The organism is Pseudoalteromonas sp. SR45-1 (assembly GCF_014163655.1).
In the GTDB taxonomy this organism is placed as follows: domain Bacteria; phylum Pseudomonadota; class Gammaproteobacteria; order Enterobacterales; family Alteromonadaceae; genus Pseudoalteromonas; species Pseudoalteromonas distincta.
In genome coordinates this window covers 181960-195957 of sequence record NZ_JACJDR010000007.1, presented here as the reverse complement: position 1 = coordinate 195957, position 13998 = coordinate 181960, and the positions used below count along the sequence as shown (strand labels likewise).

Annotated in this window: 14 protein-coding genes; 4 read left to right on the top strand and 10 right to left on the bottom strand. The window is 39.4% G+C overall.

All coding sequences use genetic code 11. The features are described from left to right. The first annotated feature begins 89 nt into the window (after window positions 1-89). Complete coding sequence (locus H5089_RS09475; RefSeq protein WP_182712072.1) at window positions 90-1193, top strand: GGDEF domain-containing protein; 1104 nt, start codon at window positions 90-92, stop codon at window positions 1191-1193. Window positions 1194-1195: 2 nt separating this feature from the next. Here H5089_RS09475 and H5089_RS09470 read toward each other — a convergent pair whose 3' ends face one another. Next, window positions 1196-2380 carry an NAD(P)/FAD-dependent oxidoreductase gene (locus H5089_RS09470; protein ID WP_182712071.1) on the bottom strand — a complete coding sequence of 395 codons (1185 nt, stop codon included), beginning with the start codon at window positions 2378-2380 and terminating at the stop codon, window positions 1196-1198. Window positions 2381-2708: 328 nt separating this feature from the next. On the opposite strand from H5089_RS09470, the gene H5089_RS09465 reads away from it, so the two are divergent. Beyond that, window positions 2709-4835: a S8 family peptidase gene (locus H5089_RS09465; RefSeq protein WP_182712070.1), complete on the top strand. Its 2127-nt coding sequence runs from the start codon at window positions 2709-2711 to the stop codon at window positions 4833-4835. 105 nt (window positions 4836-4940) lie between these two features. Here H5089_RS09465 and H5089_RS09460 read toward each other — a convergent pair whose 3' ends face one another. The 7 genes from H5089_RS09460 to rplU all read right to left on the bottom strand — a co-directional run bounded on the left by H5089_RS09460 (window position 4941) and on the right by rplU (window position 9781). Beyond that, a complete protein-coding gene (locus H5089_RS09460; RefSeq protein ID WP_024594812.1) occupies window positions 4941-5414 on the bottom strand; it encodes a peroxiredoxin in 474 nt (157 codons plus the stop codon). Window positions 5415-5546: 132 nt separating this feature from the next. Continuing rightward, window positions 5547-6431 carry a UTP--glucose-1-phosphate uridylyltransferase GalU gene (gene galU / locus H5089_RS09455; RefSeq protein ID WP_024594811.1) on the bottom strand — a complete coding sequence of 295 codons (885 nt, stop codon included), beginning with the start codon at window positions 6429-6431 and terminating at the stop codon, window positions 5547-5549. A gap of 447 nt (window positions 6432-6878) precedes the next feature. Next, on the bottom strand, window positions 6879-7256 hold the full coding sequence (locus H5089_RS09450) for a DUF3718 domain-containing protein (protein WP_182712069.1): 378 nt from the start codon (window positions 7254-7256) through the stop codon (window positions 6879-6881). 78 nt (window positions 7257-7334) lie between these two features. Next, on the bottom strand, window positions 7335-7826 hold the full coding sequence (gene folA, locus H5089_RS09445) for a type 3 dihydrofolate reductase (RefSeq protein ID WP_182712068.1): 492 nt from the start codon (window positions 7824-7826) through the stop codon (window positions 7335-7337). A 73-nt stretch (window positions 7827-7899) separates the two neighbouring features. Beyond that, window positions 7900-9057 carry an Obg family GTPase CgtA gene (gene cgtA / locus H5089_RS09440; protein WP_002957746.1) on the bottom strand — a complete coding sequence of 386 codons (1158 nt, stop codon included), beginning with the start codon at window positions 9055-9057 and terminating at the stop codon, window positions 7900-7902. A 138-nt stretch (window positions 9058-9195) separates the two neighbouring features. Beyond that, a complete protein-coding gene (rpmA, locus tag H5089_RS09435; RefSeq protein ID WP_002957747.1) occupies window positions 9196-9453 on the bottom strand; it encodes a 50S ribosomal protein L27 in 258 nt (85 codons plus the stop codon). Window positions 9454-9469: 16 nt separating this feature from the next. Next, window positions 9470-9781: a 50S ribosomal protein L21 gene (rplU, locus tag H5089_RS09430; protein ID WP_002957748.1), complete on the bottom strand. Its 312-nt coding sequence runs from the start codon at window positions 9779-9781 to the stop codon at window positions 9470-9472. 422 nt (window positions 9782-10203) lie between these two features. Here rplU and ispB point away from each other — a divergent pair, with 422 nt between their 5' ends. Next, window positions 10204-11175, top strand: coding sequence for an octaprenyl diphosphate synthase (gene ispB / locus H5089_RS09425; protein ID WP_024596483.1), 972 nt, complete (start codon window positions 10204-10206; stop codon window positions 11173-11175). A 247-nt stretch (window positions 11176-11422) separates the two neighbouring features. Here ispB and mdh read toward each other — a convergent pair whose 3' ends face one another. Continuing rightward, complete coding sequence (gene mdh, locus H5089_RS09420; RefSeq protein ID WP_002957751.1) at window positions 11423-12355, bottom strand: malate dehydrogenase; 933 nt, start codon at window positions 12353-12355, stop codon at window positions 11423-11425. Window positions 12356-12580: 225 nt separating this feature from the next. Here mdh and argR point away from each other — a divergent pair, with 225 nt between their 5' ends. Further along, window positions 12581-13048, top strand: a complete 468-nt coding sequence (gene argR, locus H5089_RS09415; protein WP_002957753.1) for a transcriptional regulator ArgR — start codon at window positions 12581-12583, stop codon at window positions 13046-13048. Window positions 13049-13055: 7 nt separating this feature from the next. Here the strand turns inward: argR and H5089_RS09410 are convergent, their stop codons facing one another. After that, window positions 13056-13955 carry a Dyp-type peroxidase gene (locus tag H5089_RS09410; protein WP_182693601.1) on the bottom strand — a complete coding sequence of 300 codons (900 nt, stop codon included), beginning with the start codon at window positions 13953-13955 and terminating at the stop codon, window positions 13056-13058. Window positions 13956-13998 lie beyond the last annotated feature (43 nt).

Here is a 13998-nt window from a genome sequence, read left to right as displayed (position 1 = left end):
AATACTCTTTTAATCAAAGTTAAAAAGCTATAATAAAAATCTTATATAGGTAATAATCTTTAAATTAATGGACTCAAGGATTATTTGGTATGCTAGGTTTTTGGTATAAGGAGTTTCCGCAATACCCTAAAGATCATAAAGACTTTTGGCGTACTCGTTTAATAGCCCACTCTTTACTAATAACTACATGTTACTTTTTAGTTTTAACACTCCTCAATCTTTTTTATTTTAAAAGCTATGACATTGCTTTAATTGATGCCCTAGGGCTGACTATATCACTAGGTATCTATACTTGGTTTAATAAAACAGCCAACGTAAATGCAGCAGCATGGGCCGTTGCCCTTATGGTTGTTAGCTTAATAATGCTGTTTGTGATTTCTGTAGGCGGACATGCGCATTCTTTATTTTGGGCAACGTTGATCCCGCCTTTTAGCTTTTTTTTAGTTGGAAGGAACTGGGGAAGCCTATTTAGTATAGTCGCTTTTGCTATTTGTGCGTATCTTGTGTATTTACAACAACAGCAAACTGTAACAATTGGCTTAGGCTCTTTATTTAATCTTATAGAGGTAAGCCTTGCTCATATTTTAATTTTTAGGTTTTACGAAAAAACACGGTTTTTGGCATACACTCGATTATCTATCCGTAACTTAGAAATTCAACACTTAGCAGAAACCGATAAGTTAACGGGGCTTTATAACAGGCAAAAATTTGATTTTGAATTATCACAGTTAATTGCTAAAAATGACGTTTTTAAAACCCCACATTGCTTACTTATTTGCGATATAGATCACTTCAAAAATATAAACGATACCTACGGGCATTTGGTTGGTGATAACGTGCTAACTGAATTTGCAAAAATATTAAAAAGCCGTATGGGAAATGACGCACTTATTGCGCGATGGGGTGGAGAAGAATTCACTATTATTTTATCCAACACCTCTTTAAATGATAGCGCTAAAAAAGCCGATGACCTGATAAAGTATATTGCCGAAAACACAGTTACAAATGTAGCATTTACTATAAGTATTGGATTAGCAACGATACAAAAAGACGATACAGTGCTAAAACTACTGGAGCGGGCTGATACAGCGCTATATAAGGCTAAAAATAATGGACGCAATAAAGTATGTGTTAGCGATAACGATTCAACCGTTATCGCTCAATCAACTTACTTAGATGGGTTTATAGCCTAAACTTAAGCGTGCTGCCCACAAGCAAATCCACAGCTCCACGCATATTGGAAGTTGTAGCCTCCAAGCCACCCTGTTACGTCAGTTACTTCGCCTATAAAGTATAGGCCTTTAGCTTTTTTAGCTTCAAAGGTTTTTGAGCTCAACTCGTCGGTATCTACACCGCCCAATGTTACTTCTGCTGTTCTATAACCTTCTGTGCCATTGGGTTTAATTTGCCAAGCGTGAATGTAATTTACCAGCTCATCTATTTGAGCATGGGTAAGCTGATTAATATTACAATCTGGTATCGCTTTGCTTTCGTGCAGTATTTCTATAAAGCGTTTAGGTAAAATAGTCGCAAGGCTATTTTTTAAAGACTTTTGGGCTTGCGTTTCTCGCCAATCAGCAAGTTGCTGCCTTAAATCAATTTCAGGTAATAGGTTTATAATTACAGCCTGCCCTGCTCGCCAAAATGAGCTTATTTGCAATATTGCTGGGCCCGATAACCCTCGGTGAGTAAAGAGGATGTTTTCTTTAAATACGGTGCCGTCTTCGCTTGAAACTTCACAGGGAATGCTAATTCCCGAGAGCCCTTCAAAACGCTCTTTATCATGCTGATGCAAAGTAAATGGTACAAGTGCAGCCATAGTTGGTAACACGCTTAAGCCAAACTGCTCTGCAATTTTATAACCTATTGGTGTAGCCCCTAGTTTTGGCATAGTTAAGCCACCTGATGCTATAACTAACGACTCACAGCTTAAGGTTTCTTGCTCTGTGGTAACGCTATAGCCGGTTTCGGTTTTTGATACGCTGATCACTTCACTGCGTAGTTTTATATTTACCCCGGCCCACTCACATTCGGTCAGTAAAATATCAACAATGTCTTGTGCATTGTTATCGCAAAAAAGCTGACCTAGTGTTTTATGGTGATACGCCAAGCCATGTCTGTCTACCAGCTCAATAAAGTCATGCTGTGTATAGCGACTTAAACATGATTTAACAAAATGAGCATTTGCGCATAAGTAGTTATCAGGGGTTGCGTTTTCATTTGTAAAATTACAACGCCCACCACCACTTATTAAAATTTTACGACCTGGTTTTTTCCCCATATCAAGTACTGTAACGCTTCGGCCACGGTATCCAGCTTGCGCTGCACACATTAATCCTGCAGCTCCCGCACCTATTACAATTACATCTACTTGACTCATTATTTTACCCTACTAAAAAATTTTTCCGATTATAGCAAAGTTTGATAGCTAACAACGTAGCATTTAAATTATTAGCAATAACACAACAAAAACGCATCAGTAATAAGTCGGGAATAATTACCCGCACAACAAACCAACCCTTTATACTTATTTTTAATTTATATGACAAATACTAAACAACGAGTAAACCGCTAAAAACCTGAGTTATAACTAAATGAAAGAGGTACATAATAAATTGATATTTTAACCTAATTAACAGATCGTTTACTTTTGTTCCCGCATCGTGATCCTACATCACGAAATAATAAATAAAAATCTAGGGATAATTATGACAACAAGTAAAACTTTTAAAAGATGCGCAATTGCAATTACAGTTAGTACGCTTTTTGCTGCAACATCTGGCATGGCTCAATCAGTTTCAAGTTCAATGGCTGAAACATCGGCTAAACTACAAAGCCAAGGCGGTTTCGAAACTCAGTTCATTATTAAATATAAAAATAATAACGAAATGGCGAGCCTCTCAACTGCAGACGCAAGCCCAGCTAGCATGAAAAAGCGCGCACAAAGCTTTGTTAAAAACTTCGCTTCTAAAAAAGGCAAAGTAAAAGCAAAATACGTTCGTGCAATGGCACTTAATAATCATCACGTAATGCGTGCTGATAAAAAATTAAGTGCGGCTGAGGCCCAAGAGTTTATGCAAGAAATGGTTGATTCTGGCAATGTTGAATACATTGAAGTGGATCAAATGCTAAAGCCGTTTTCAACTCCTAACGATCCACGTTTTGATGACCAATGGCACTACTACGAGCAAGCCGGTGGTTTAAACTTACCGACCGCATGGGATACCGCAACGGGTAGCGGTGTAGTTGTAGCTGTACTAGATACGGGCTACCGCCCTCATGCTGATTTAAACGCTAATATTTTACCGGGTTACGATATGATCTCTAACCTTTCGGTAGCTAATGACGGTGGTGGTCGCGATAGCGATGCACGTGATCCTGGTGATGCAGTTGCTGCGAATGAATGTGGTACTAACGGTGCACAAAACTCTAGCTGGCATGGCACGCACGTAGCCGGCACAGTTGCTGCGGTAACCAATAACGGTGAAGGTGTTGCAGGCGTAGCTTATAACGCAAAAGTAGTGCCTGTTCGTGTACTAGGTAAGTGTGGTGGTTTAACCTCTGATATTGCAGACGGTATTATTTGGGCATCTGGTGGAAGTGTTTCAGGTATTCCTGCTAACTCAAACCCTGCTGATGTAATTAATATGAGTTTAGGTGGGAGCGGTTCATGTAGCTCTACAACTCAAAATGCAATTAACACAGCACGTAGTAACGGCACTGTGGTAGTTATTGCTGCAGGTAACGATAACGATAACTCAGCAAACTACAACCCAGGTAACTGTAACGGTGTAGTAAACGTAGCCTCAGTGGGCCGTAATGGCGGCAGAGCTTATTACTCAAACTACGGTAGCAATATTGATGTTGCAGCACCAGGTGGCGCACAAAGCTTTGCAAACGACTCTGAAGGCGTTCTATCAACTTACAATTCAGGTTCGTCTACACCTTCAAGCGACAGCTATGGCTTTTCACAAGGTACATCAATGGCTGCGCCCCACGTAGCAGGTGTTGCGGCACTTATTAAGCAAGCAAAGCCAGATGCAACGCCTGACGAAATAGAAAGTATTTTAAAATCAACTACCCGTTCGTTCCCTGCAACATGTACTAGCTGTGGTACGGGTATTGTTGATGCTGCCGCAGCTGTTGCAGCAGCAAGTGGCGGCACTACTCCACCTACCGGTGGCGATAGCGAGCTTATTAATGGTGAAGCTAAAACAGGTTTAAGTGGGGCTGCAAATGCACAAGCATTTTACACGATGACAGTACCAAGCGGTGCAACTAACGTAACATTCACTATGAGTGGTGGTACTGGTGATGCTGATTTATACGTACGTGCAGGCAGTAAACCTACAACTACTACCTATGATTGTCGTCCATATAAAGGCGGTAATAGCGAAGAGTGTTCTATTGATAACCCTACTGCGGGAACTTACCACGTAATGCTTAACGGCTACTCTGCGTATTCAGCTGTTACCTTGGTAGGTAATATTACTGGTGGTTCATCATCGGGTGGCGGTTCAGGTACTCCACAAGCAGGTGGCGGCACTATAAGCGATGTGTCAGCCAATACTGGGCAGTGGAAACATTACACGTTAGATGTACCAGCTGGAATGAGTACGTTTACAGTAACAACATCGGGTGGCAGTGGCGATGCTGATTTATTTGTAAAATACGGTAGCCAACCAACAGCAAGCTCATACGATTGCCGCCCTTATAAAAATGGCAATGCAGAAACATGTACATTTACTAATCCACAAGCAGGTACTTGGCACTTAAGCGTTAACGCTTATAGCACTTTCTCTGGTTTAACGCTTAGCGGGCAATACCAACCGTAATTTAAAGTTTGGGCCTTTAATAAAAAAACCGATGTTGCTGCCAACATCGGTTTTTCAATAATAACTAGCAGATTAGTTAAAACTAAAATCTACACTTTATTACTGTTATAGCTTCTCTAGTACTGATTCTGCGCGGCTTACAACAAACTCTTTGTCTTGTTCTACAAATAAACCTGTTACTAGCGCATTTTCAATAATCATAGCGTAACGCGTTGAACGTATACCACCAAAACTAGCAGTATCTTTATCAAGCCCTAAAGATTTAGTGAAACTTCCATCGCCATCCCCAAGCATTGTAATTTCTTGCGCGTTTTGTGAGTCACCCCATGCTTTCATAACAAATGCATCATTAACAGATACACAGTAAATAGCATCAACACCTTTTGCTTTAATTTTATCAGCAAGGGTAATAAATTCAGGTAAATGGGCATTTGAACACGTTGGTGTAAACGCACCAGGTACTGCAAATAACACGACTTTTTTACCTTCAAACAATTCTTTATTTGTAAGAGATTGCATACCGTCGTCAGTTAATTGCGTTAACGTCACTGCTGGTAATTCTTGGCCTTGCTCAATCATGGTAATTCCTTGAAAAGATTAATACAGAATAAGTAACAATCGTACTACGTAGCCTACACTACTAGGTATAAAAAGTACGGCTAACTTAGTAGCTCAAAATAGCCTACCATAGAACGAAGAATACGCTCTGTATTAAGGTAAATTCAAATCATTTATAAAACTTGAAAAATCATTACCTAGTTTTTCATCTCGCAGACTGTACTCAACAATTGCTTTTAAGTAGCCTAACTTGTCTCCACAATCGTGAGAGCGACCACTCATATGAAATGCTTCAACGGTTTCTTGTGCCATTAATGCGTCAATAGAATCTGTAAGTTGTATTTCACCGCCAGCACCTACAGACGTTTTTGCAAGTAGAGGCCAAATATTCTTACTCAGTACATATCGCCCTACAACAGCTAGATTAGAAGGCGCTAAATCTGCATCAGGTTTTTCAACCATTGCTTTTATTGCAGCACTTTTACCTGGCATTAACTCAACCCCATTAATATCCGCAATACCATATTTACTAACGTCTTCTTTAGCTACTGGCTCAAGCATTATTTGGCTTGCTTGAGTTTCTTTAAAGCGTTTAATCATGGCCGCTAAGTTTTCAGTTTCTTGATCCGCAGTATAGGCATCAAGTATCACATCAGGCAGGAGCACAACAAAGTTGTTATCACCAACTATTGGTTTAGCGCATAAAATAGCATGTCCAAGCCCTTTAGCTTCACCTTGGCGTACACTCATAATAGTTACATCATTTGGACAAATAGAGCGAATTTCATCTAATAAAGCTCGTTTAACACGCTTCTCAAGAGTCGCTTCTAGTTCATAACTTGTATCAAAGTGGTTTTCGATTGCATTTTTAGAGCTATGCGTAACTAACACAATATCTTTAATACCAGCGGACACACATTCGCTGACAATATATTGAATTAGAGGCTTATCGACTATTGGGAGCATTTCTTTTGGGATAGCTTTTGTCATAGGGAGCATTCTCGTCCCTAAGCCAGCTACTGGAATTACAGCTTTCATATCTGTCCTTAGTGATTAAGTTTGTAAATAATATCAATTCGCTTAATTAAGTGATCTATTTTTAGGATGGAAAAACGTGTTGATAGCTAGGCAAAAAATTCGCTACTTAGTTGTTCTAAATCAGAATTTTTAACACAGGTGCGACACGTTTAGCCCCGCAAAATAATTAAGTATTATTGCGTATTGGTACAAACTAGCAGATACAAAATAGATACCAGCTGAATAAAGTTACCTCTTTTGAAGAAGTAAATTTGAAGCTGTTTATTAAATAAAGACTCTACATTTTTGGTTATTTAAAATGAGCAGGTAAGTTATGAAGTTTATTAATGATTTTGTTGTGGGGTGAGATTACATTAGCTAAATGAAAAAAGCTTGGGTTTGCTATAAATAACAAACCCAGACCAATAAATTTCTAACTAAAGGTAGCGTTGCAAAACCTTTTTATAATTAAAGACCTGCACGCTCTTTAATTACTGCAATAAGTGGTGAGCTGGCAAAATTCCCTTCAGCCCAAGCAATATCAGCACCATCTGTTAACGCACTTTTTGATAAGTTTTTAACTATATACTCACCAGTATCTACTGCATTACTAGCAACAGCATGACGTAATAAGTTATTACCATTACATTGTACTGCATCATAAATATTACGAATTTTTACACGAGAGCTTTTAAGCTTGCTGCGTAATCGGTTTTTATCGTCTGCCGCAATATATTCACAAATAGATACCTCTAATTGATCTTCAGCATTTACAGGTGCTGTATACGAAAACGAACTAACAGCTACAACGGCAGTAAGTGCAACTAGCTTTGGTAATTTAAACATGACAAACCCTTTATAATACTTTGTTCTTATATAGACTATCGAATATTATATCAATCTATCAAAATTTACGCAATAATGTTAACGTTCTTTATATAAAGTTACGAATTTATAACTAGATAAACTCTTGTCATCCGGATGGTTTTCTTGCTCTTCTTTCACGTACCAATTAGCAACTTTATTGTAATCAGGAAACTGTGTATCGCCTTTAACATCTAAATCAATAAAAGTTAGATACAGGCGCTCTGCTTTTGGTAAAAATTGCTCATAGATATTACCACCACCAATAATCATTACTTCTTCAGCAGTAGCAACGAGTTCTAATGCGGCATCTGGCGTAGTTACTACTTCAATACCCTGTGCAGTATATTCGCTGTTTCGAGTAATAATAATATTACGGCGCCCAGGTAATGGACGGCCTATAGACTCAAAAGTTTTACGACCCATGATCACAGGCTTACCCGTAGTGACCTTTTTAAAATGCTGAAGATCTGCAGGTAAATGCCATGGCATTTTATTATCTAGACCAATTACACGGTTATTTGCCATTGCTGCTATCATTGAAATTATCATAATAAACACCTAGTACTTTATTCTTAAACAAAGAAAAAGGAGCATAAGCTCCTTTTTAGTAAATTCTATTTAATTAACGCTCGTAGACAACTTCTACGTCGTAATCATCTTCATCCCAGTCATCCCAATCATCATCATTGCCCTTACCTTTAGTGGCTTTTTCATGATAGGTATCCCACTTAAATTCAACTTCTTCATCTTCCACTTGTACAAACTTCTCTTTAGGCATGCTATCAAGTAGTGTCATTATGTTGTGGATTAATGGTTGAGTGTTAAGTTTATTAATTGCTGAAATGTGATAGATATTTTCAGTTTCGCCCAGCTCTTCTGCAATCGATTCGCATAACGCTTTTGCTTCATCCTCTGGTAATAAATCTATTTTATTAAATACTAACCAGCGTGGCTTCTCAGCTAATTTAGGGCTGTATTGGTGCAGTTCGTTAATAATCGAAAACGCATTATCAACAGGGTTTGAACCATCTACCGGCATTACATCAATGATGTGTAATAACACACGACAACGCTCTAAATGTTTCAAAAAGCGAATACCTAGGCCTGCGCCATCAGATGCACCTTCAATTAGACCCGGAATATCGGCTATAACAAATGATTTATTTGCTTCAGGACGTACTACACCTAAATTAGGAATAAGCGTCGTGAATGGGTAATCAGCTACTTTTGGTCTTGCTGCAGATACACTGCGGATAAACGTAGATTTACCGGCATTTGGTAATCCAAGTAAACCAACATCAGCTAATAATAGTAACTCTAATTTTAAGTTACGTACTTCACCTGGTGTGCCTAATGTTTTTTGACGAGGTGCTCGGTTAGTACTTGATTTAAAACGCGCATTCCCCAAGCCGTGGAAACCACCTTTTGCAACCAAAATTCGTTGACCATGTTGCGTTAAATCGCCAAGTCCCTCTTGGGTATCAACATCCATGATGCGCGTGCCTACAGGCACCATAACAAACAAGTCATCAGCTTTTCGGCCTGTACAGTTACGGCTACGACCGTTAGTACCACGTTCAGCTCTATGGAAGCGCTCAAACTGATAATCAATTAAGGTATTTAAGTTTTCATCAGCTTGTAGATAAACACTACCACCGTCTCCACCGTCACCGCCGTCTGGTCCACCATCTGGAACATATTTTTCACGACGGAAAGACACGATGCCGCTGCCACCGTCTCCAGCTTCTGCGCGAATTTCTACTTCATCTACAAACTTCATGATTACTCACTTTAGGGATTGGCTTGTTTAATAACTCTATTATATACCCAAGCCAGCACAAATGCAGGCTTGGGTATATATTGGCTGACTACAAAACAAAAAACCCCGCAAAGGCGGGGTTTTTAACTACCTTACTGATTACTCAGTTACGATAGTTACGTATTTACGGTTTAAAGGACCTTTTTGTTCAAACTGAACTTTACCATCTGCTTTTGCGAAGATAGTGTGGTCTTTACCGATACCTACGTTAGTACCAGGGTGGAAACGAGTTCCACGCTGACGAACAATGATGCTACCCGCTAGAACTGATTCGCCACCAAAACGCTTAACACCTAGGCGTTTGCTTTCTGAATCGCGACCGTTACGAGTACTACCAGCTGCTTTTTTATGTGCCATTTCTAAGTACCTCTAATTAAGCGCTAATGCTAGTGATTTTAACTTCAGTGAACCATTGACGATGGCCCATTTGCTTACGAGAATGCTTACGGCGTCTAAATTTAACAACCTTAATCTTCTCACCGCGACCATGTGAAACAACCTCAGCTGTTATCTTGCCACCGTTTACGAACGGTACACCGATCTCGATTTTCTCACCATCAGCAACTAAAAGTACTGAATCAAATTCTACTGCCGCACCAGTTTCAACGTCTAATTTTTCAAGACGAATCGTTTGACCTTCAGTCACACGATGCTGTTTACCACCACTTTGGAAAACCGCGTACATAATTAACTCCGTCTGTGCACCCTCAAATCGGCGCAACTAAAATATTCTTCGATAGGGCGCGAAGTTTACGCTAACGCGAAATAACTAGCAAGCCTATTTTGTAATTAAAATGAATAAAAAGTAGCTGTTTTGAGAGCAATTCAATATTTACCCCATTTTATATTAATTGGCCCTTTTGCCAAGCGCTTTTTAACTCTTAGCCGAAATAAATTAATGTACTCAAATATGACCCTCACAGCTCAATATCTAAGCACACCATAAACTGTATATTGATTATCAATTAATCAGTTATCTTGGCTAATTCAGTCTAAATTAAGTACTTTAATAGTGTTTTTTCAATCAATCGTCACAAAATATCGAGCTAGTGCATTTTTTGTTGTACAATCTGCGCCGTTCACACATAAAAATTGGCTCGGAGATCAATGGATATAAAAGCTATCCAGGCGTTAATCGAAAGCGATATGAATGACGTCAATCAACTTATACATGCGCAAATGCGCTCAGATGTGGCGTTAGTTAATCAGCTTGGTTTATATATAGTTAGCAGTGGCGGCAAACGCGTTCGTCCAATGCTGGCTATTTTAGCAGCCAAAGCGCTCGGTTATCAGGGTAAAGATCACATAACACTTGCAACAATTGTTGAGTTTATCCATACAGCAACGCTATTGCATGATGATGTTGTAGATGAATCAAACTTACGACGTGGCACGCCTACAGCAAATGCTGAATTTGGTAATGCTGCTAGCGTATTGGTTGGTGACTTTATTTACACTCGCTCATTTCAGCTTATGGTTGGCCTTGGAAAAATGCAGATTATGCAAGTACTTGCCGATGCAACAAACATTATTGCTGAAGGTGAAGTATTGCAGCTGATGAACTGCAATGACCCAGATACGACTGAAGCCAGCTATATGCAGGTTATTTACTCTAAAACAGCTAAATTATTTGAAGCAGCTACAGGCCTTGCTGCCATTATCACAGAGCAAGACCAAGCGACACTTGATGCACTAAACCTATACGGTATGCATTTAGGTACTGCGTTTCAACTAGTAGATGACGTACTCGATTACAATGCAGATGCTGAGCAGCTAGGTAAAAACATTGGCGATGATTTAGCTGAAGGCAAACCAACCCTTCCGCTTATTTATGCTATGCAACATGGTAGCGAGCAGCAAACGCAGCTCATTCGTGATGCAATAGAGCACAGTAATGGTATGGAGCATTTAGAAGAAATTTTAACTGCACTAAAACAAACTAATGCGCTTGAGTTTACAATGCAAAAAGCAGAGCTTGAGGCCGAAAAAGCCATTGCCTGTTTAGACTTTTTAGCTGAGTCTGACTATAAGCAAGCACTTATAAGCCTTGCCCGTATTGCGGTTGACCGCGACCACTAGTTTTAACTAGTTACACAGTGTGACATTAATTCTGAGCAATAAAAAAGCCTGCAAATGCAGGCTTTTTTATATACCAATTTTATCAAAACATTAAGCATTCTTTCGGGCTAAATAACTCATTAGCTGCGTTAAATATTATTTATATAGAACAACTATACATCGTAATATTTGCCTTGCTAACGAGCTATTTATCCATCGTAATAACTGCTCATTTATTTAATGCAATTGGTATCGCTCAAACTGGCTATTACGCCATGAAATCAACACCTTCTTTGATGTCTTTTTTCAGAGTTTCAAGCATGTCATTTTTTGCTTTTGTTTCAAATGCGCTTAGTTCGCCGTAAGAAAGAATTTCTTCTACGCCGTTTTTACCTAAACGTACTGGATGTGCAAAGTACTCTGCATCGCCATTTTCAACAGCAACGTAAGCGTAATCTACAACTTCTTCACCTTGTAGGCCTTTAACTAAAGACATACAAAAACGAGCTGCAGCAGCACCCATAGATAGCGTAGCTGAACCACCGCCTGCTTTAGCATTTACAACTTCAGTACCCGCATTTTGGATACGTGGAGTAAGTGCAGCAACTTCTTCATCTGTGAAAGAAACACCTTCAACTTGAGAAAGTAGAGGCAGAATAGTTGTGCCTGAGTGACCACCAATTACTGGTACTTTTACAGTTGCTACGTCTACGCCTTTAAGTTCAGCAACAAATGCTTCTGAACGAATAACGTCAAGCGTAGTAATACCGAATACGCGCTTAGCGTCGTAAGTACCTGCTTTTTTGAATACTTCAGCAACAATTGGTACTGTGCCGTTTACTGGGTTAGTAATAATACCTACTAACGCTTTAGGGCAGCTGGCAACAATGCCTTCTGCTAAAGTTTTAATGATGCCAGCATTTACATTGAATAAATCAGCACGATCCATACCTGGTTTACGTGGCATACCCGCTGGGATAAGAACGATGTCAGAACCTTCAAGCGCTTTATTTAAATCGTCTGCGCCAAAGCCTGCAACTTTAACATCTGTTGGGATGTGAGAAAGGTCAACCGCAACACCTGGTACCACTGGTGCAACATCATAAAGTGATAATTCAGAGCCAGCTGGTAAGCCTGTTTTTAATAATAAAGACAACGCTTGGCCGATACCGCCTGCAGCACCTAATACAGCAACTTTCATTGGAATTCTCCGTAATTTGAGGTAGGAAACATTTGTGGCTCTTAAGATAATGAAATTAGCGACTAAAAACAAATTTATCCTGTCTATTTCAAGTATATTTTCGACCATAGTCGTAAACTTATGTGATTTAACGCATCAAACTGGCAAGTTAACTAAACAACTGCTGCATAATTATTCATTTTTGTGTAGAATTTGCGGCATAAATAACAAAAACGAATAAAGACTATGCAACCACAAGATAAACAAGAAGCACTGGTAAAAGCATTTAAATCACTATTAAAAGAAGAAAATTTTGGCTCTCAAGGCGAAATAGTTGATGCGTTGAAAGATCAAGGTTTTGACAATATAAGTCAGAGTAAAGTTTCACGCATGTTAAGTAAATTTGGCGCTGTACGCACACGCAATGCCAAACAAGAAATGGTTTACTGCTTACCTGCTGAAATGGGTGTACCTACGGCTAAAAGCCCATTACGCCAATTAGTAATCGACATTATGCACAACGAAATGATGATCATCATTCGTACCAGCCCAGGTGCTGCTCAGCTTATTGCACGTTTATTAGATTCATTAGGTAAAGCAGATGGCGTACTAGGAACTATTGCCGGCGATGACACTATTTTTATCGCTCCTGCTAAAATATCTGAAATAGATGTAACACTTGAACGTGTTCGCATTTTATTTGATACGGTTTAATAGCAAATTAAATTTGTTTTAAAAACCCTATTGAAGGTGCAAAGAAAGCAGAGCCCATATCGGCTTGAGTAAAATCAAGCCAGTGGTCGTAGCAATCCCCTTCCCCTAAACGACTATTAAGTACTTTTTCAAATGCGGTGCCCGTACAAGCGCATGTAATTGATAACATTCCCTGCTCATACACGTCGCCATAAGGCATGCTTTGATTTAATAGTAGCGGTTGTCCCTCTTCGTCTTTTAGCTCACTTCGCGAAGCATGGCTGGTTTCGATCGCTGGGGTAATTAGCGTGTTATCAAGACGCGTACGTCCCATTATTTGCTCTTGCTCACTCAATGATAAATGCTGCCACATAGTTAAATCATGTTTATAACGCTGAACATGAATATAACTCCCCTGATCTTCAAAGCTACCAGGGTTGCTGATTAAAGCCGTAGCGCGCTTTTTTCTTCCATGTGCGGTGTCGCCACCATAAATAAAACCGTTAAAATCACGACCATCTAAAAAGCGAAAATTCCGAATTTGCTCCACCAGCTCTACATCGGGGGCAAATAATTTTAAAATTTGCAGCGCAAATAAATGGTTAACATCTTCACGGTCAGAGCGAATTTGTACAAATAAATCACACGGTTGTACGCTCATTTGGTGATCGCTATGGGTTATATTGGGAAAGCTCTGTAATTCGCTTGGAATGTATTCAGGGAGGATATGCGGCCAGTATTGCGCACCAATAGCAACCATACAAGAGAGCATTGATTCTGAAAATTGATCGCTAAACTCTTCTTCTATAGCGCTTACTTGTTTTAACTTTGCGCGAAGTGATTCGTCTTGACCATCAAACACATTAAAAAATAAGTGCAAACCGTGTAAGTTTGCTTCAGCACAAATCCCTGATTGCGCTTGCGCCATTGTTATTCCTTAGTTTTACAGATAAAAACACAGCGAATAACAA